Source organism: Mycetocola saprophilus, assembly GCF_000718085.1.
GTDB classification, from domain to species: Bacteria; Actinomycetota; Actinomycetes; order Actinomycetales; family Microbacteriaceae; genus Mycetocola; species Mycetocola saprophilus.
Genome location: NZ_JOEC01000002.1, coordinates 1,046,391 through 1,065,512, shown reverse-complemented (window position 1 = coordinate 1,065,512; position 19,122 = coordinate 1,046,391). Strand labels below are relative to the sequence as shown.

The 19,122-nt window shown below is 64.6% G+C and carries 16 protein-coding genes; 7 read left to right on the top strand and 9 right to left on the bottom strand.

The features are described 5' to 3' along the window. Positions 1–142 precede the first annotated feature (142 nt). Genes IE92_RS0110690 through IE92_RS0110675 form a run of 4 tightly spaced genes read left to right on the top strand, consistent with a single transcriptional unit; the run spans position 143 to position 3,363 of the window. On the top strand, positions 143–808 hold the full coding sequence (locus IE92_RS0110690) for a SipW-dependent-type signal peptide-containing protein (protein WP_030149620.1): 666 nt from the start codon (positions 143–145) through the stop codon (positions 806–808). Between the two features lie 11 nt (positions 809–819). Next, on the top strand, positions 820–1,440 hold the full coding sequence (locus IE92_RS0110685; RefSeq protein ID WP_051701597.1) for a SipW-dependent-type signal peptide-containing protein: 621 nt from the start codon (positions 820–822) through the stop codon (positions 1,438–1,440). Positions 1,441–1,444: 4 nt separating this feature from the next. Continuing rightward, positions 1,445–2,788 carry a S24/S26 family peptidase gene (locus IE92_RS18765; protein ID WP_211250777.1) on the top strand — a complete coding sequence of 448 codons (1,344 nt, stop codon included), beginning with the start codon at positions 1,445–1,447 and terminating at the stop codon, positions 2,786–2,788. Next, positions 2,785–3,363 (top strand): hypothetical protein, encoded by a 579-nt coding sequence (locus tag IE92_RS0110675; protein WP_030148488.1) that lies wholly within the window; start codon positions 2,785–2,787, stop codon positions 3,361–3,363. Before IE92_RS18765 ends, IE92_RS0110675 begins: the two co-directional genes overlap by 4 nt. Positions 3,364–3,423: 60 nt before the next feature. On the opposite strand, the gene typA is transcribed toward IE92_RS0110675, so the two are convergent. The 9 genes from typA to IE92_RS0110630 form a co-directional block, all read right to left on the bottom strand. Further along, on the bottom strand, positions 3,424–5,340 hold the full coding sequence (typA, locus tag IE92_RS0110670; RefSeq protein WP_030148487.1) for a translational GTPase TypA: 1,917 nt from the start codon (positions 5,338–5,340) through the stop codon (positions 3,424–3,426). A 183-nt stretch (positions 5,341–5,523) separates the two neighbouring features. Then, entirely contained in the window at positions 5,524–7,191 is a 1,668-nt protein-coding gene (locus IE92_RS0110665; protein ID WP_030148486.1) for an ABC transporter family substrate-binding protein, read from the bottom strand. A gap of 31 nt (positions 7,192–7,222) precedes the next feature. Further along, on the bottom strand, positions 7,223–9,886 hold the full coding sequence (gene nikE, locus IE92_RS17370; protein ID WP_051701598.1) for a nickel ABC transporter ATP-binding protein NikE: 2,664 nt from the start codon (positions 9,884–9,886) through the stop codon (positions 7,223–7,225). 13 nt (positions 9,887–9,899) lie between these two features. Then, positions 9,900–10,886 carry an ABC transporter permease gene (locus IE92_RS0110655; protein ID WP_030148484.1) on the bottom strand — a complete coding sequence of 329 codons (987 nt, stop codon included), beginning with the start codon at positions 10,884–10,886 and terminating at the stop codon, positions 9,900–9,902. Between the two features lie 170 nt (positions 10,887–11,056). Then, entirely contained in the window at positions 11,057–11,614 is a 558-nt protein-coding gene (locus IE92_RS0110650) for a hypothetical protein (protein ID WP_030148483.1), read from the bottom strand. 105 nt (positions 11,615–11,719) lie between these two features. After that, entirely contained in the window at positions 11,720–13,438 is a 1,719-nt protein-coding gene (locus tag IE92_RS0110645) for a dipeptide ABC transporter ATP-binding protein (RefSeq protein WP_030148482.1), read from the bottom strand. Further along, positions 13,435–14,391, bottom strand: coding sequence for an ABC transporter permease (locus IE92_RS0110640; RefSeq protein ID WP_030148481.1), 957 nt, complete (start codon positions 14,389–14,391; stop codon positions 13,435–13,437). Before IE92_RS0110640 ends, IE92_RS0110645 begins: the two co-directional genes overlap by 4 nt. Continuing rightward, entirely contained in the window at positions 14,381–15,310 is a 930-nt protein-coding gene (locus IE92_RS0110635; RefSeq protein WP_030148480.1) for an ABC transporter permease, read from the bottom strand. The genes IE92_RS0110640 and IE92_RS0110635 overlap by 11 nt, the downstream gene beginning before the upstream one ends. A gap of 210 nt (positions 15,311–15,520) precedes the next feature. Beyond that, positions 15,521–17,137, bottom strand: coding sequence for a peptide ABC transporter substrate-binding protein (locus IE92_RS0110630; RefSeq protein WP_030148479.1), 1,617 nt, complete (start codon positions 17,135–17,137; stop codon positions 15,521–15,523). Positions 17,138–17,389: 252 nt separating this feature from the next. Here IE92_RS0110630 and IE92_RS0110625 point away from each other — a divergent pair, with 252 nt between their 5' ends. From IE92_RS0110625 to IE92_RS0110615, 3 genes are read left to right on the top strand one after another with little or no spacing between them, the layout of a single operon-like run. Then, entirely contained in the window at positions 17,390–18,190 is an 801-nt protein-coding gene (locus IE92_RS0110625) for a CPBP family intramembrane glutamic endopeptidase (protein WP_030148478.1), read from the top strand. Between the two features lie 50 nt (positions 18,191–18,240). Continuing rightward, complete coding sequence (locus tag IE92_RS17365) at positions 18,241–18,516, top strand: hypothetical protein (protein WP_030148477.1); 276 nt, start codon at positions 18,241–18,243, stop codon at positions 18,514–18,516. 46 nt (positions 18,517–18,562) lie between these two features. Continuing rightward, positions 18,563–18,904, top strand: coding sequence for a hypothetical protein (locus IE92_RS0110615; protein WP_030148476.1), 342 nt, complete (start codon positions 18,563–18,565; stop codon positions 18,902–18,904). The last annotated feature ends 218 nt before the right edge of the window (positions 18,905–19,122 follow it).

Below are 19,122 nucleotides of genomic sequence, written 5' to 3'. Positions count from 1 at the left end.
TCGGCCCCCTAAAACGGGGGCATTTTTTCTGTCGCGATGTCCCCTGAACCGGGGCTGGTCTATCGGCGAGACCCTTTTTAGCCTGGGGTGAGGTGCAGCTGTTCTGCGCCTCCACCTCAATAGCTCAACGAAGGAACTCACCATGACCGAGTCATCTTCGACCACGCCGGCTGAAACCGCCGCGGTCTCCCGCACCTCCAAGCGCAAGGCCGTGCGCGCGGTCCTGGCCGGAGGACTCGTCCTGGGTATCGGCGCCGCCGTCACCCTGGCCGCCTGGAACGATTCCGAATTTGTCCAGGGAATCTTTGGGTCCGGTAAATTCGATCTTGAGGGATCGCTGACCGCCGGCGGCACCTACGCAAGCCACGCGACCGCGGGGGCCGCTCCCACCCTGGCGTTCACCGCTCCACTGGCGTCAAACCTGTCGCCGGGGAACGTAACCTATGCGCCCTACTTCGTGCGTCTGGCCGCAGGGACCACCACCGATGCGTCGGCACGGATCGCCAACGCGAGTGCCACCGACTCGGTTTCGGGGGCGGCCAACGCCGCCAACCTGACCTACAGCGTTTACAACCTGGCACCGACCGCCACCTGTAACGCCGCCGGCGTGACCAGCCAGACCCCGATCGCCACGGGAACCAACCTCACCTCGGTCTCCGGCGCTACGGATATCACCCTCACCAAGGGTGCCGATGCGTCCACCGCGGGTGGCTCTCGACTGCTGTGCTTCGTGGTGACCGCGGCTCCGGGCTTGGTCCAGGGCGGCACAACCACGGCGACCTGGCAGATCACCGCGACCTCGCTGTAGTCGGTTTTCTGATGGGCCGACACACTCGGCACTCACGCGCCGCAGCCGGATCCTCCTGGATTCGGCTGCGAGCGCTGCTCGCGGGCGGACTCGTCCTCGGCGTGGGTGGAACCCTAACCCTCGCTGCCTGGACCGACCAGGAGGTGGTCCAGGCGACCTTCAAGGCCGGTACGTTCGACATCATCGGCAGCACAGACGGCACCAACTTCACCTCCCATCCCACGGGGAGCGGCGCCACGTTAACCTTCGTGCCCACGGCCGGAGCCATGATGCCGGGGCAGACCGTCTACGCACCCTTCAGTGTCAAAACCGCGCCTGGGAGCGCCGGCGGCACACTGACCCCCATCGCCTCGGGCACCAACAACACCGGTCTCGGGGCCTACCTCACGTACCAGGTGTCGCGGGTGGCCGCGCCGGCAAACTGCACGTCCGCGGGAATCTCCGGTGGCACCGTCGTGGTCCCGGCCGGCAGCGCACCCACCGTCGGCGGTTCCGAGCAGTTTGCCATCGCCGGTGCCGGAACACAGACGGTCACCTACTGCTTCGCCATCACCCTCCCCTCGAACGCCCCCAACGCCGCACAGGGCGCCACGCTCAATGCGGTGTGGGGCATCAACGGTACCACCGGATAACGTGATGAGTACCCTCACCCCGCCTCCCCCCACTCGCGCCACTCGCGCCACTCGCGCCACTCGCGCCACCACGCATCGTCCACCGGCGAAGCGGCTGAGTTCGCGCCTGGGTAATCTCCTGCTCAATCTGGCCGCGGTGGCCGGAGCGATCTGTATCCTGCTGGTCATCCTGGCGTTTTTCTTCAACATCACCCTGATCATGTTCAAGACCGGGTCGATGGCCCCGACGATTCCCGCGGGATCGGTGGCCCTGGTACGCGAGGTTCCGGCCGCCGAGCTGAAGGTGGGCGATGTGGCGACAGTGGATCGTCCGGGCCAACTGCCAATCACCCACCGCGTCACCTCGATCATCCCCGGTCCCGATGCCGAGGCGCGCACGATCACGATGCGTGGCGATGCCAACGCGACCGCGGATCCGGCACCGTATACGATCCTGCACGCCCGCATCGTGCTCGGGTCGATGCCGGGCCTGGCACACGTCATTGTGTGGTTCGGCAATCCGTGGGTCCTGGGCTGTCTGACGGTCGCACTCTCGGCCCTGGTGACCTGGGCGTTCTGGCCGCGTAAGCCCCCGCCCGCCCGGCGCCGCGGGCGTCACGGTGTCGGTATTGGCTCGCGCGCGGGCACGGGCACCGCCGCGCTGGCGATTGGCGTTTTCCTCGGCGGTTCATTACTGGTGCCGGCACCACCCGCGCATGCCGAAAGTGCAACCGAGCAGACCCTCACCGCGCGCACGTTCACGCTGGTTTCGGTGGCCGATTCGTATCGGATGGCCAACCTCACCCCGGGAGAACCCGTGAACTGGGATCTGGGAGTGCAATCACGCTCCACCGGAGCACTCACGGTTTCGATGACGGCCTCGGGCGAGAGCCGACTGGGACTCGTGGCGGGGATTAGCGAGTGTGCGGAGCGTTGGCAGGGCACCGTGTGTCCGCAGGGTTCGCGCATCGTGACCACGACGGGTCAGTTGGTTCTCGACGGGGTCCAGCGGACCCTCTCCGATGTTCCCTCCGGGGATACCCGCTGGTACCGTATGACCGTCACCATGCCGACCGCACCCGACCGAGCCGTGCCTCCCTCCGCAACCAGTCGGGTGGTTCTGCGTGTCTCCGACCCCGATGGCAACACGATCGAGGTGCCCGGCGAACCCGGAACCCACGTGCCCGGCACCGAACCCGCGGCCCCCGAGGACACACTTACTCCCGCGCCGGGTGCTGCCGGAGGTCTCTCACAGACCGGTGGCGCACTGGACCCAACCCGCATGATGCTCGCACTCCTCGCAATCGGCACCGGCATTCTGATCGCCGGCATCGCCCGCCTACGGTTCGAACGGAAGGACGAACGATGAGCGCGGCGATCCCCGGGAAAACCCCACGTCATGGCAGGCACGCCCGCAGGCGTGCGTCGACGCGTACCCTGACCGCGATCATCGGGGTTGCCTCGGTCCTGCTCTTTGGCGGTGCCGCGGCGGAAACCCAGGCGGCCTGGACCGACTCCGAGTCCGTCTCTGGCAGTTTTACGGCGGTGACCATGCCCGCGGTCACGGGAAACTTCACCTGTGTCAAAAGCAATGGTCCCTTGCTGGGTAGTGGTCTCCTCAGCACACAGGTTGATATTTCCTGGCCCGCTGTCACCAATGCCCCCGAGGGTGCCCAGTATCGGATCGTTGTGACCCGGCAGGGAGTGGCACAGTCCGCCACGATGCCACTCTCATCAGAGCCCACCGTGAATTTCCGAGTTGGACTGCTCGGCGACCCGCTGGGAATCCTGTTGGGCTCGTCGGGAACCCTGAAGATCACCGTGTCGACGGTCCTGGTTGATACCTCGGGCACCGTAACCTGGTCCTCGCCACCCACCGCCGAATACGCGTTTGGATACAACGCCCCGGTCCTCATCCTCGGCGGCGGATACTACTGCCTCTAAACCAACAAACGCCCCGCGACTCCGTTCGGAGCCGCGGGGCGTTGTGGTGAGCCGAGGGGATTAGCCCTTCTGCTCGGCCTGCTTCTTCAGACGCGAGTACTCGCGCTGACGGTCGCCGGCGTTCAGCACCAGCTTGCGGATACGGATCGCCTCGGGGGTAACCTCAACACACTCGTCTTCACGAGCGAACTCAAGGCTCTCCTCAAGCGACAGCACGCGCGAGGGGGTCATCGACTCGAAGGAGTCCGAGGAAGCCGCACGCATGTTGGTGAGCTTCTTTTCCTTAGTGATGTTCACGTCCATGTCGTCGGCGCGAGAGTTCTCACCGATGACCATACCCTCGTACACGTCCTCGGTGGGCTGTACGAAGAAGCTCATGCGCTCCTGCAGGGCGATGATCGCGAAGGGGGTCACCACACCGGAGCGGTCCGAGACGATCGAACCGTTGTTACGGGTGATGATCTGACCGGCCCAGGGCTCGTAGCCGGCGGCCAGCGAGTTGGCGATACCGGTACCGCGGGTCTGGGTCATGAACTCGGTACGGAAGCCGATGAGGCCACGGGCCGGAACAACAAACTCCATGCGAACCCAACCGGTACCGTGGTTCGACATACCCTCCATGCGGCCCTTACGGGCGGCCAGCAGCTGGGTGATCGCACCCAGGTACTCCTCGGGGGCGTCGATGGTCAGGTGCTCGTAGGGCTCGTGAACCTTGCCGTCGACGCGCTTGGTCACAACCTGCGGCTTACCCACGGTGAGCTCGAAGCCCTCACGACGCATCTGCTCGACGAGGATCGACAGGGCGAGCTCGCCTCGACCCTGCACCTCCCAGGCGTCGGGCTGACCGATGTCGAGAACCTTCAGCGACACGTTACCCACGAGCTCACGGTCCAGACGGTCCTTGATCATGCGGGCGGTCAGCTTGTGGCCCTTGACCTTGCCCACGAGGGGCGAGGTGTTGGCACCGATGGTCATCGAGATGGCGGGGTCATCGATTTCGATGGCCGGCATCGGACGGATGTCCTCGGGGTCGGCCAGGGTGTCACCGATGGTGATGTCGGGGAATCCGGCCACCACAACGATGTCTCCGGGGCCACCGGACTCGGCCGGGTAGCGGTCCAGCGCGCGGGTCATGAACAGCTCGGTGACGCGCACGTTGGAGTGGGTGCCATCGGCCTTGACCCAGGCCACGGTCTCACCCTTGCGGATGGTTCCGTTGATCACGCGCAGCAGCGCGAGACGACCGAGGAACGGCGAGGAGTCCAGGTTGGTGACCCAGGCCTGCAGCGGAGCCTCGTCGTCGTACTGCGGAGCGGGGATGTGCTCGATGATCGCTGCGAACAGCGGCTCGAGGTCTTCGCTGTCCGGCAGGCTACCGTTTTCCGGCTTGGTGCTGGAGGCACGACCGGCCTTACCCGAGGCATACACCACGGGGACGTTCAGGATGGCGTCGAGGTCCAGGTCGGGGTGCTCGTCGGACATGTCCGAGGCCAGACCCAGCAGCAGGTCCTGGCTCTCGGCCACAACCTCATCGATGCGAGCATCGGGACGGTCGGTCTTGTTGACCAGCAGGATCACCGGCTTGTTGGCCTCGAGGGCCTTACGCAGTACAAAGCGGGTCTGCGGCAGCGGACCCTCGGAGGCGTCAACGAGGAGGCACACGCCGTCCACCATCGACAGACCACGCTCCACCTCGCCACCGAAGTCGGCGTGGCCGGGGGTGTCGATCACGTTGATGGTCATCGCACCGTTGGTGGCGTGCTCACCCTCATACTGGATCGCGGTGTTCTTGGCGAGAATGGTAATACCCTTCTCGCGCTCCAGCTCGTTGGAGTCCATGGCACGCTCTTCAACGTGCTCGTGGGCGGTGAACGAGTTGGTCTGCTGGAGCATGGCGTCGACCAGGGTGGTCTTGCCGTGGTCAACGTGGGCAACAATAGCCACGTTTCGGAGATTCGCGCGCGAGGCAAGCGCCATGAAAGAGGTCCTTCGCAGGTGTTGACGCCGCGGCGGAAGGGCCCATGCGGCGAGGTGAACGGTGGGGCGCGGCTCGGCCCAACGTTATATTTTACCGCACCACGGAGTATCCAGCCTAACCGGTTCCTGGCTAACTCGGAAACTCCCCGCATTGTTCACCTCGCGCACGGCACCGAAACCCCGCTATTTCCGCCAGCCCACGCGGGTCCAGTCCACGGGTTCAAACTGGGTGGCACCGTAGTTGGCGAGGCCCTTTTTCACCCCCACCACGTTGGGCCGCTGGAACAGCGGGATGATCGGCACGGACTCCCAGAGATCGCGATCGATCTCGTTGATCGTTTTCCGCTGGGTGTCCAGGTCCTCCTCCCCCTCTGCCCGGTCGAAGAGCGGAGCGACGCGGGGATCATCGACCCCGGTGACGTTCTGCGGCGCATCGGCGGCGGCAAACGAGTCCCGACTGTTGGCGATCGGATCCAGCCCGGCCGAGTACGTGAAGATCGTGGCGCTGAACTGGCGCGGCGTCACAAAGTCCTTAAACAGTCCGGCGATCGGCACCTCGTTGGCGGTTACCTCGATGCCCACCTCGGCCAGGTCCGCGGCAATCTGATCCACGCGCTGCCGGCTGGTGGTGACGCCCGAGGGAATCGTGATCTCAATTTTCAGCGGCACACCACCCTTCGAGCGGGTTTTGTCCCCGGTGTAGCCTGCCTTGTCCAGAATCTCGCGGGCGGCGGCCGGGTCATAGGTCAACGCGTCCTTCCCGTTGGGCTGGTAACCCGCCTGCCCCGGAACGTAGAGATAGTTCTCCACCAGGTTTCCGCTGAGCCCCATCGGGTCCACCACCGATTGCAGGATCTGCTTGCGGTTGATCGCCTTGCCCAGCGCCTGACGCACCCGGGGATCCGCGAGCGGACCGGTGGACGTGTTCAGGGTCAGGTGCGTCCAGGCCAGTCCGGTCGAGGCGAATACCCGACCGTCGGATCTTCCCTGGGCGGTTTTGAAGGCGTCCACGCTGGAGGCCACCTCCACCACATCGAATTCTCGGTTGGCGTAGGCCTGGGCTGCGGCGGTCTGATCCACCCCGCGCAGCAGAATCTCGCCCAGTCTCGGGGCGGCCCCCCACCAGCGTTCGTTGCGGACGAGGCGCACGGTGGACGTGTCGGCGTTGGTTTCGGCGATCCGGAACGGGCCCGAGGACGGCGGTGCCTGGGTGCGATAGCCGTCGTTGAACGCCGCCGGGGTGGCCGTGACCGCGGGCGGAAGCAACGGGAAGAAGAGGGATCGCCAGTCCGCATACACCCGGTCGAACACCACCCGGATGGTGCCCGGAGACTCCCCGGCAACGATGTCCGTGATCCGGTCATAACCGGTGGTTCCGGCGGCCAGGTAGTCGGGATTTTTCCCGTTCTGCGCCTGCCAGGTGCCCACAAAGTCGGCCAGACCGATCGGCGTCCCATCCTCCCAGACCGCCTTGGGGTTCAGGGTGTATTCGATCGTGAACGGCTCCCCCGGGAGCCGCTCGATCGAGGACGCAAAGTCCGGATTCACCGTCCGCTGCCCCACCTTATCCACGCGGAAAAGGCGCACGCTGGCCGGATAGACCGCCGAGGCCGTGTCCCCGGTGTTCCCGTCCAGCTGGGAAAGCACAAAGTTGTCGGGGTAGTCCTCAAACGGCAGGGTCAGCGTGCCACCTTCGCGCAGCTCGGCGGGATCGGCCGCGTCGTAGTCGGTGTTGGGGAGGTTTTTGCCCGCCCGAGAATCGGGGGCGTTTTTCCCGGGGCTGCACCCGGCGAGCGCGACGGCGAGCAGCACCGTGAGGGTACCACCGAGAATGCGGGTTGTGACGTTCATGATTTTCTCCTTGGTGTGTGGTGGTGTGAGGTTAGGCGCCGTCGTGGCGCGACGCGGAGGCCGTGTCGACGGTGTCACGGACGGCATCGCCCACGATGGAGACCGCAAGGACCGTGACGACGAGGGTTGCGGCCGGGTAAATAAACAGCCACGGGCGCGTGGTGGCGGCCGGGGCACCGGTGGCGAGCAGGCTGCCCAGGGAGAGGTCCGGGGCCTGGATCCCCAGCCCGAAGAAGGAGAGCCCGGCCTCGGCGAGGATCGCCGCGGAGACCCCCACGGTCGCGTCGATGATCAGCAGCGAGGCGATATTGGGCAGAATGTGGCGGGCGATGATGCGCCAGGTGGGGATCCCCAGGAAGCGCGCGGCGAGCACAAACTCGCGCTCGCGCAGGGACCGGGTTTGGCCGCGCACCACCTGGGCCATGACCATCCACCCGAATCCCGCCAGATAGAGGGTCATGGTGAACCAGGAGGCCCCGCGAAATAGCGGACTGATCAGCGCCAGGAGCAGGAGCCCGGGCAGCACCAGGAGTAGCCGGATCAGGCCCGAGACCAGGCGGTCGGTGAGGCCACCCGCATACCCGGCCAGAGCCCCGAGGACCGCGGCAATCAGCGTGGCCCCGGGTCCGGCGATCAGACCGATCAGCAGCGAGATCCGCAGGCCCGCGACCACCCGTGCGTACATGTCCTGGCCGATATCGTTGGTCCCCAGCCAGTGGTCCGTGCTCGGGCCCACACCGAGCGAGAGGGCGTCGCGCGCCAGCGGATCCACCGGCCACAGCAGCGGGGCGAGATAGAGCCACACCAGGATCGCCAGGAGGGCGCCGCCGCCCACCCAGAATCGCGGCCGGCGCAGCAGACGGTTGAGGAACCGGCCGCCACCGGCGGCCGCATCCAGATAGGCCACGGTCTCAGTCACGGTGTCCGTCCCTTCTGGTGGGGTTCGAGGGGAGGCGCGGGGCACGGATTCGCTCGGCCCGGGGCCGCCGCAATCTCGGAGTACAGGCTCGGAATCGCCCGCGGTAGAAAGGTCCGCGGGGAGGCTCGGGGAGCGCGGGATCGCCCCGATCAGGGTGCGGGTATAGGGGTGTTGCGGTCGGCCCAGCACCGCGGACGTGGGTCCGGATTCGACGATTTCCCCGCGGTACATCACCGCCGTGCGGTCGGCGATCTCCCGCACCGTGGCCAGGTCGTGGGCGATCAGGAGGTAGCCCACCCCGGTGGCTTGCTGCAGGCTGATCAGCAGGTCCAGGACCTCCCCGCGCACCCCCACGTCCAGCGCCGAGAGCGGCTCGTCCAGGACCAGAAGCCGCGGCGACGCCGCCAGCGCCCGCGCCAGCTGCACCCGCTGGCGCTGCCCGCCGGAGAGCTCATGCGCGGACTTGGTGAGCAGGCTCGTGGATAGCTCAACCCGGGACAGGAGGGTGCCCACGTGTCGGGTGCGCGTCCATCGATCGGAGCCGCGGGGCAGGGCCTCGGCGATCAGCTGGTCCACACTCATGCGCGGATCCAGCGCGCCCGAGGCATCCTGGAACACCATCTGCACGTCCGGACGCAGCCGGGCTCGCTCGCGGCGGCTCAGGCTGGCCACATCGCGCCCCTCGATCGTGATGGTGCCCGAGCCCGGGGCCGTCAGATGGAGGATGGCGCGGGCCGTGCTGGTTTTGCCGCTGCCAGACTCGCCCACCAGCGCCAGCGTTTGTCCCCTGTTCAGCGCGAACGAGACCCCGCGCACCGCGTGCACCGGGGCACCGCCGGATCCGCGGGTGCGCGGATACCGCACGTGCAGGTCCCGCACGCTCAGCAGCGTGCCCGCCGGATTCACCGCATCCGGGATCGCCGCATCCGCGTTGTCGGTTGCGGTATTTTGCGGGTGCTGCCCACCCCAGGCGAAGCGGGCGGAGGCGGCAATCAGCGCAGACGTATAGGTGTCGGAGGGGGCCGAGAATATCGCCGCGGTATCCGCACTCTCGCGCACCCGGCCCGCCCGCATCACCACGGTGCGGGTGGCCTCGGCCGAGACGATGCCCAGGTCGTGGGTGACCAGCAGGATCGCGGTCCCGGTCCGCTCCCGAACGCGGCGCAAAACCTCGAGGATGTGGGCCTGCACGGTCATATCCAACGCGGTGGTGGGCTCATCGGCGATCAGCAACGCGGGATCGTGGGCGATCGCCATCGCGATCATCGCCCGCTGCCGCATTCCGCCCGAATACTCGTGCGGATACGCCCGCAGGTTCTGCACGGTCGGTTCGATATCCACCAGGCTCAGCAGTTCCGCCACGCGCCTGGTCACCCGCGCCCGGCTCAGCGTCGGCGCGTGGATCCGGATGGCCTCGCGAATCTGGTTGGCGACCCCGCGCACGGGGTTGAGGGCCAGCAGCGGGTCCTGGAAGATCATCGCGATACGATTTCCGCGCAGCCGGGACATGGCCGCATCATCCGTCACCGGGAGCGGACGCCCATCCAGCGTGATGGTGCCCGATACACGGGCGGAACCGGGCAGCAGTCCCATGATCGCCAGCGCCGTGAGGGTCTTTCCCGAACCGGTCTCCCCGACCAGCGCCACGTACTCCCCCGCCCCAATCCGCAGCGAGACCCCGTCCACCGGCGTCCCCTGGGCGAACCCAATTCTCAGGTTGTCCACCTCGAGCAGCGGCGCGCTCATCGGCTGCACCGCACGCGAGGGTCCGACCATGCAAACTGGGCACTCATCGGGTGCCCCGCACTCGCGGATCCAGCAGTCCAAACAACACGTCCGAGAGGCTCGCGGCGACCAGCAACACGACCGAGATGAACGCGGTTCCCCCGGCGATGGCGTTGATATCGCCCTGTCCGATGCTGGAAACCAGGTAGCGGCCCACGCCGTTCCAGGAGAAGACGATCTCGATGGCCGCCGACCCGGCGATCAGCGTACCCAGGCTATAGGCGAGAAACGTAGACATCGGAATGATCGCCACGCGCACCCCGTGCCGCCAGATCGCCTGCCCGCGCCGCAGCCCCTTGGCCCGGGCCGTGCGGATGTACTCGGCCGAGAGCACGTCGAGCATCGCCGAACGTTGGACCCGAGAGTAGCTAGCGGCACCGATCAGCACCAGCACCAGGGTGGGCAGGACCAGGTGACCGATCCGATCGCCCACCAGCGCGAGCCCGGTCTGGCCAGCCTCACCGCCCTCCCCGGTGAACTCCAGAAACTGCGAGCCGAGCACCGAATTGAGCGCGGTGGCGGCGATCATCAGCAGGATCGCGATCACAAAGGTCGGGGTGGCAAACACCACAAACGACAGCACACCCACCACCTGATCGGAGAGCCGGTACTGGCGCACGGCACCCCACACGCCCAGGCCGATGCCCACGATGGCCGCCAGCAGCGACCCGATCACCAGCAGGCGCAGGCTGGTGCCCGCGCGGCCGAAGATCTCCTGGGTGATGTTCTGTCCGGTGAGTCCCCGGCCCAGGTTTCCCTCAAAGATAATGCCGCGCGCCCAGACCACCAGTCGGCTCAGTACGGGTTCGCGCGGATCCGCGCCGATCTCCGCAAGCTTGCCGGCGATCGCGGCGGGGCTCAGCGGCGGACTCAGCAGTCGATATCGAGCGCCCGGATCCATGACCCCGCTGGCCACCACGTAGGCCAGGGAGGTGGCGAGTACCACCAAGAGCGCGTTGATGCCGAGGCGGCGTGCCAGAAACCCGAGCATGTCTCAGGACTCGCGTGGTGTGAGGTGGGGTCGGTTCATGCCCCCAGCTAACGCCGAAACTGCTGAGTATGGGCGGTGCGCCAGGAACAGAAATACTGGTCAATAAACACCAGAAATTGCCATACTCGTGTGTTAACGTGCGGTGCGTGCTGTGTGCCGCACCGCGGGTGTTAGATCAGGGTCAATCCGCACCAGACGATGAGCACCAGTCCCAGCACAATCGCCGGCACATTCCAGGTGGTCTGGGCACGCTTACCCATCGACAGCCCACGCCCGGTCTGCCACTTATCGGTGAGGTGATCCAGCGGGGTTACCGCGGTGCGGTCCACGGGCTTCATCGTTCCCAGACCGTTGCCCCGGGGACGTCCACCCACCGGGCCGCCCCAGGCCTTGATCGGTGCCCCCTCACGCAGCATGAAAACAAACTGGTGGTGATCGGTGATCTTGGTCACCGCGGCCCACGGAAACTCATGCCGGCGCAGGATGTTGTACACCACCACGGCCCGATCCGAGTACCCGATATAGGGCAGATACGCGGTGATCAGCAGCACCCACAGCACCAGCAGGGTCCACGGCAGCGCCGAGAAAACCACGTCCCACCGGCCGCGGAAGGCCGACTCCCCCAGGAGCAGCGCCCCCAGCGCCGCAAAAACATAAAAGGCGATGACGCCGCTGCGCGCCCGCATGATGAACAGGTTTTCGGGGCGGGGAGGGAAGAAGCGATTCACCCGCCCAGTCTACAGGTCTCCCCCACCCCCAAAATCGCCGGTAAAACGCACACCGCCCGGTGTCTGCCGAGGGCAGACACCGGGCGGTGTGACGAGGCGGACGGGCTACAGGCCCATCTTGATGCCGGAGCCGGGGATGGCATCCAGCAGACGCTGGGTGTACTCCATCTTCGGGTTACCAAACACCTCATCGGTGGTGGCAGCCTCAACCAGCTTGCCCTGCTCCATCACGCAGACGTTGTCGGCGATCACACGCACCACCGCGAGGTCGTGAGTGATGAACAGGTAGGTCAGCTCCAGTTCCTCCTGCAGCTCGGCAAGAAGCTGCAGGACCTGGGCCTGGACGAGAACGTCCAGTGCCGACACGGCCTCATCCAGCACGATGATCTCGGGCTTGAGCGCGAGCGCGCGGGCAATCGCCACACGCTGACGCTGACCACCGGAGAGTTCGTTGGGGTAGCGACCGAACATGGCCTTGGGCAGGGACACCTGGTCAAGCAGCTCGTTCACGCGGTTACGACGCGACTTGGAATCGCCCACCTTGTGAACATCCAGCGGCTCGCCGATGATGTTTCCGATCGACTGCAGCGGGTTCAGCGAACCATAGGGGTCCTGGAAGACCGGCTGCATCTTGCGACGCAGCTTGAACAGACCCTTATTGTCCAGACCCGCAAGCGATTCGCCATCCACCCGGATATCACCCGAGGTAATGGTCTCCAGACCGAGCAGCATCCGTGCGATCGTCGACTTGCCCGAACCGGACTCGCCCACGATTGCGGTGGTGGTGCCCTTCTCCACGGCGAAGGACATCTTGTCCACCGCGGTGAAGTCCACCGCGCGGCCGCTTCCCTGACGGATCTTGAACACCTTGGTCACATCGTCAACCTCGATGGCGTTGGGGCGGGGGCCCTGCTTTGCCTTGAGCTCGGCGCGACCGGCCGCGGCGGCCACGAGGTCGAAGTCAACGGTCCCGGTCTGGGTGCTGACCTCAAGCTCGGCAAGCTGCGCGTCGGCGGACTGGATGCGGCGCGAGGCGAGGCTCGGTGCCGCGGCCACCAGCCGCTTGGTGTACGGGTGCTGCGGGTTCTGCAGGATCTCCACCGAGGGACCGGCCTCCACGATGCGACCCTTGTACATCACCACGAGGTGCTTGGCGCGCTCGGCGGCCAGGCCCAGGTCGTGGGTGATGAAGATCACGGCGGTGCCGAGTTCCTGGGTGAGTGACTCCAGGTGATCCAGGATCACACGCTGCACGGTCACATCCAGAGCCGAGGTGGGCTCATCGGCGATCAGCAGCTTGGGGTTCGCGGCCAGGCCCATACCGATCAGCACGCGCTGACGCATACCACCGGAGAACTGGTGCGGGTACTGCTTCATGCGGCGGTCGGCGTCGGCCAGACCGGCCTCCTTGAGCACCTCAATCGCGCGCTTCTTGACCTCCTTGCGGCCGGTGGCGATGCCGTTTGCACGGACCGCCTCCTCCACCTGGAAACCAATCGACCACACCGGGTTGAGGTTCGACATCGGGTCCTGCGGAACAAAACCGATCTCGCGACCGCGGATGTTCTCCATCTCCTTGCGGCTGAGCGAGGTGAGCTCGCGGCCGTCGAAGCGGATCGATCCACCGGTGATGTGTCCGGTACCCGGCAGCAGGTTGATGATCGAGGTGGCCGTGGTGGACTTACCCGAACCCGACTCACCCACGATCGCCAGGGTCTCGCCGGCACCGAGGTCGAGGTTGACCCCACGGACGGCCTGAACGATACCGTTCTGGGTCTTAAACGCGATCTCCAGATCGCGAATCTGCAGCAGCGGTTCGGTCATCGACGAGCCCTCGCCTTCGGGTCGAGCGCGTCACGCACGGCCTCACCAAGCATGATGAAGGCCAACACGGTGATCGACAGCGCGATGGACGGGTAGATCAGGGTCATCGGCGAGTTACGCAGGTTGTCCTGCGCGGCACCGATGTCGTTACCCCACGACATAATCGTCGAGGGCAGACCCACACCCAGGTAGCTCAGCGTTGCCTCGGCCACGATCGCACCCGCAAGCGAGAGGGTCGTGATCACGATCACCGGGGCGATCGAGTTGGGCAGCACGTGGCGCATCAGGATCTTGAAGTTCGACAGACCAATCGACTTGGCGCTGGTGATGTAGTCGGCCTGCTTGACCCGGATAATCTCGGCACGCAACACACGCGCCGTGGAGGGCCAGGCAAACAAACCGATCGCGAGCGAAATCACCCAGACGTTGCGGTCCTCAGCCTTGAACTGCGACATCACAACGATGGCAGCCAGGATGTAGGGAATCGAGAAGAAGATGTCGCCCACGCGCGAGAGCACGGAGTCAACCCATCCACCGTAGAAACCGGCGATCGCACCGAAGATCACACCGAGGCCGAATACCAGCACGGTCACGATCAGACCCACCGAAACCGAGGTACCGGTTCCGTGGATGATGCGGGAGTAAACGTCACAGCCCAGCTTGGTGTAGCCGAGGATGTGTCCCTCCGAGGGGCCCTGGTTCGAGAACTGCAGGTCACACTTGGTGGGATCCACGCTCGAGAACAGCTGCGGGAAGATCGCGACGATCACGATCAGCAGAATCAGAACGGAGGAAATCCAGAAGGAGATCCGGCCGCGCAGGTCCTGCCAGGCGTCGCGCCAGAGGTTGCTGGGCTTCTCGTCGACGTTGACGGCGTCGACGGCCGCCAGAGGGGTCTCCTCCAGCGGTGCCACATAGTGCCCGGGTCCGGGCGTGTATTCGTTATTTGACATACCGGATCCTTGGGTCGAGCACGGCATAGAGCAGGTCGATCAGCAGGTTCAGGATCAGGTACAGCAGCACCATCACCGTCACGAAGGACACAACGGTGGGTCCCTCGCTCTGCTTGATTGCCTGGAACAGGGTACGTCCCACACCGGGGACGTTGAAGATACCCTCCGTCACGGTGGCGCCCACCATCATCACACCGAGGTCGGTGCCGATGTAGGTGACCACGGGGATCAGGGAGTTACGCAGGATGTGCACGGGGATAACCCGTCCACGCGAGAGGCCCTTACCGTATGCGGTGCGAACGAAGTCCTGGCCCATGGTCTCGATCACGGAGGTACGCGTCAGACGAATAATCTGGGCGACCGATGCCGTGGCCAAAACGATACCGGGCAGGATGAGGTCTCCCCAGGGGGCACCCTCACCTACCGTTGGCCTAAAGATGCTCGTCTGGAAGGTCAGCAGGTACTGGAGCACAAACGCGATCACGAAGATCGGCAGCGAGATCAGCAGCAGGCTGAAGGCCAGGATGATGTTGTCGCTGGCGCCACCCTTGCGCAGACCGGAGAGCAGACCCAGACCGATACCGAAGACGGTCTCGAGGATCAGCGCGATCAGGGCCAGGCGCAGGGTCACCGGGAAGGTGGACTGCAGGACCGAGATCACCGGCTGGCCGGAATAGGTGGTGCCGAGGTCTCCCACGAAGATTCCGCCAAGGAAGCGGAGGTACTGCATGATGAACGGTTCGTTCAGGTGGTACTGCTCACGAAGCGCTTCGAGCTGGGCGGGGGTGGGGGTCTTATCTCCGAACAGCGCCAGGATTGGGTCTCCGGGCATGGCAAAAACCATGAAGTAGATAAGAAGAGTGGTTCCCAGGAGTACCGGGATAGCCTGAAGGAGGCGGAAAAAGATATATCTTGCCATATCGCTTATACCGCCCCGGGTGCGGGGTTACGCATGATGAATGATGGAGCCTCTCTAATGAGGAAAAACACTGCCTCCGTGGGGGCAACAGGTTGAGGGGGGCGAATGATCACCGACCGCAGCCGGTACACACTCGCCCCCCTCGAGTAACAGGAAATAATTACAGAGTCTTCACTCTACAACGATTTTTGTTACATCCGTGAGTCGAAACTACTTCTTGACGATGTCCTCGTAGATCGGCTGGCTGTTCCAACCGAAGACCACATCGGAAACCTTGTTGCTGTATCCACCGTTGACGGTCGAGTACCACAGCGGGATAGCGGGCAGGTCCTTGAAGAGGATGGTCTGTGCTTCCTGGAACTTCTTGTTTGCATCTTCGATGCTGGTAGCGGCCAGACCCTCCTTCAGGAGTGCGTCAACCTGCGGGTTGGAGTACTTTCCGTCGTTCGAGCTGGCGCCGGTGGCGTACAGCGGGGCGAGGAAGTTGTACAGACCCGGGTAGTCACCCTGCCATCCGGTGCGGAAAGCGGTCTGGATGGACTCGTTCACGACTTCCTGACGGAAGGCCGAGAATACCGGAACCGGAGCACCCGAGGCATCGATACCCAGGACGTTCTTGATCTGGTTGGTCACGGCGTCAACCCAGCCGGCGTGTCCACCGTCAGCGTTGTAACCGATCTGGAAGGTGCCGCTCCACGGGGAGATAGCGTCGGCCTGAGCCCACAGCTCCTTGGCCTTCTTCTCGTCGAAGTTCAGGACATCGCTGCCCTCAACGTCCTTCGAGTAACCGTCGATAACCGGCGAGGTGAAGTCGTGTGCCGGGGTACGGGTGTCGGAGAAGATCACCTTGGTGACCTGGTCGCGGTTGATGGCGTGCGAGATAGCCGCACGACGCAGCTCGCCCTCTTCACCCGAGAAGTGCGCCAGGCGCTCCGGGATGGTGAAGGACTGGAAGATAGCGGCCGGCTGGTTGATGGCGCGGTCGCCCAGGTCCTTCTGGAACGAAGCCAGGTCGGCGTCCGGGATTGCGTCCAGAACGTCGAGGTTGTTGCTGCGCAGGTCGGCGTAAGCGCCACCCAGGTCCGAGTAGAAGACAATGGTCAGACCCTTGTTCTTCGCCTCACGCGGGCCCTTGTAGGTGTCGTTCTTGACGAGCTTGATGCGCTCCTTGTGGGTCCACGCCTTGTCGCCATCGAGCTTGTAGGGACCGTTACCGATCGGGTGCTCACCGAAGGCGGTGATGTCCTTGGTAGCGTCCTTGGGCAGCGGCACGTAAGCCGAGTAACCCAGGCGCAGCTCGAAGTCCGAAACCGGCTGGTTCAGGGTGATGGTGAACTCGGTGTCCGAGACGACCTTGAGGCCGGTCAGGGGCGAGTCAGCATCGGCGTTGTAACCCTGGATGTCCTCGAAGAAGGAGGAGTTGTTCTGCTTGTTGGAAACCTGGGCAGCCCAGTTCCAAGCGTCCACGAACGAGGAGGCGGTAACCTTCTCGCCGTTGGAGAATACGCGGTCATCGTTCAGGGTGACGGTGTAGTTCTGCGAGTCGCTGGACTCGATCGACTTTGCAACGTCCATGCGGGGCTTGCCCTTGGCGTCGTAGCTCACGAGACCCGAGAACAGCGAGGTGACGATACGTCCACCACCGGTCTCGTTGGTGTTGGTGGGCACGAGGCCGTTCTGCGGCTCGGAACCGTTTGCGGTCACAATGCCCGCACCGTCTCCGCTGCCCGATCCGTTGTTGTCGCCACTGGTCGAGCAACCGGTGAGCACCAGAGCACTCGCGGCTGCAAGGGCAATGGCACCTACGCCAATGCGATTCAGCTTCATTATTCCTCCTGGAATGTGTCAGAACAGGCACAGAGATATACCCTGTGCGGGTTCTCTTGGATGACACCAGCGTAGATAGGTTTCGCTGGTTTCACCAAATAGACGCTCGGATTGTTACCGAGCGGATACACAGTTGGCATTCGCTTGTAATAAGTGAACAACGTTTGCCACAAACCCGTGCGGTCACTGAGTGGTTCCCAACAGTGTCACGTCCGACGGCTACGATGGTGAGCACTCTGAAGGGATTCCGCCATGTCACTACTTCCCGAGCGGGATGCCGCATTTGCCGCACCACGCCGTCGCCTGGGCATAGAAATCGGCATCGTGTTGGCCCTCTCTTTGGGGGCCTCCGCGCTGTACTCGATCCTGACCCTGATCTCTAGGCTCACCGCCGAAACCTCGCTCGGCAACCAGAGCGCCGGGATCAACCAGGCCACCTCGACCCGCGAATGGCTGGATTTCACCAACCAGTTCCTGGGGTTCGCGCTGGGGCTGGCACCCGTCGCGCTTGTCCTCTATCTCCTGTGGCGTCCGGGATCTAGCCCGTTTGCGCAGCTCGGACTCGACGTGCGTGCGCGGCTTTTGGGTCGGGATTTTGCCCGGGGCCTGTTCCTGGTGGCGGTGATCGGGGTTCCCGGCATCGCGCTCTATGCGGTCGGCCGCCTGCTTGGGATCACGGTGGCCGTGCAGGCCGCCCCGCCGGATCAGTATTGGTGGACGATCCCGATGCTGATCCTCGCCGCACTCAAGGCGGGCCTGCTCGAAGAGGTCATCGTGATCGGCTACCTCTATAAGAGGCTGGATCAGCTCGGCTGGGGCACCTGGAAGATCATCATCGCCAGCGCCCTGCTGCGCGGCAGCTACCACCTCTATCAGGGCATCGGCCCATTCTTTGGCAACGTGGTGATGGGCGTGGTCTTCGGGTGGTGCTATCGCCGCTGGGGGCGGGTGATGCCGCTGGTCATCGCCCATACCCTGATCGACATCATCTCGTTTGTCGGTTATCCGCTCGCCCTGGCCTGGTGGCCGGGGATCTTCGGGGTGAGTAAGTAGGACATGATTGCCGATTCTCGGACCGATCCCCGCTACGGCGAGGTGTAGTTGTGTATGGCACCTTCGCGCTCCTCTTCCTGGGTTATGCCGCCGCGGGCCCCAACGATATCCCGGCCCGACCGGCGGTGCTCCCCACCCACTGGCCCGAATTCCTGGTGCACCACGGAGGCCTGTTTGTGTTGATCGCGCAGCCGGTTATGGCGCTGATTCGGCGACTCATCCGACCCGGGACCGGACGCACGGTCCTGACGGTGCTCCTCCTTCTCTTTCCGATGCTCTATTTCGCCGGGGCGGTCACCGTCTATGCCGACTCGGTCACCCACTAGTGTTGCGTCCCCAGCGCTCCCCAGATCACGTGACGGAGGGCGGGTCATGAGCGAACGGTCTGGTGTCGTGCTGCTCATCCACTGGGTGGCCGGCATCCCTCAGATACTGCTCAATCTGGCGTTTATTCTGGTCATGGTGGTGTTGACGAGCACGCCGCCCACGGATCCCGTCGGGGACGAAACGAGCCCCATGATTGTGCGCAACTGGCCATCTGAACTCGCACTGTTCACGCCCGCACCGGTGATGATCGCGGTTCCGGTCATCATGTTTGTTCAGCGAGCCGCACGTCACCCGCAGGTCCGAAAGGCACTCGCCGTTTCGATGGTGGCGCTCCCGCTGGTTCTCCAGACGATCACGCTGCTCCTCGCAATATCTCGGGGGTTCTAGTGACCAAGGCATTGTTCACCCAGTGGCCGCCGACTACCGTCCTAGCGTTCGGCAATCTGGGACGCTCCCCCGGCAAGCAGGTGGTATCAATGATCTATTGGGCCCTCGTGCGTTTTGATTTACTTCGAACAGGAGTTGCCCCGTGAATTCCGACACTGCTCCTTCGAACCATGGATTTTCCATCTCAAGAATCGTGGCAGGTGTCAGTTGCTTTCTGG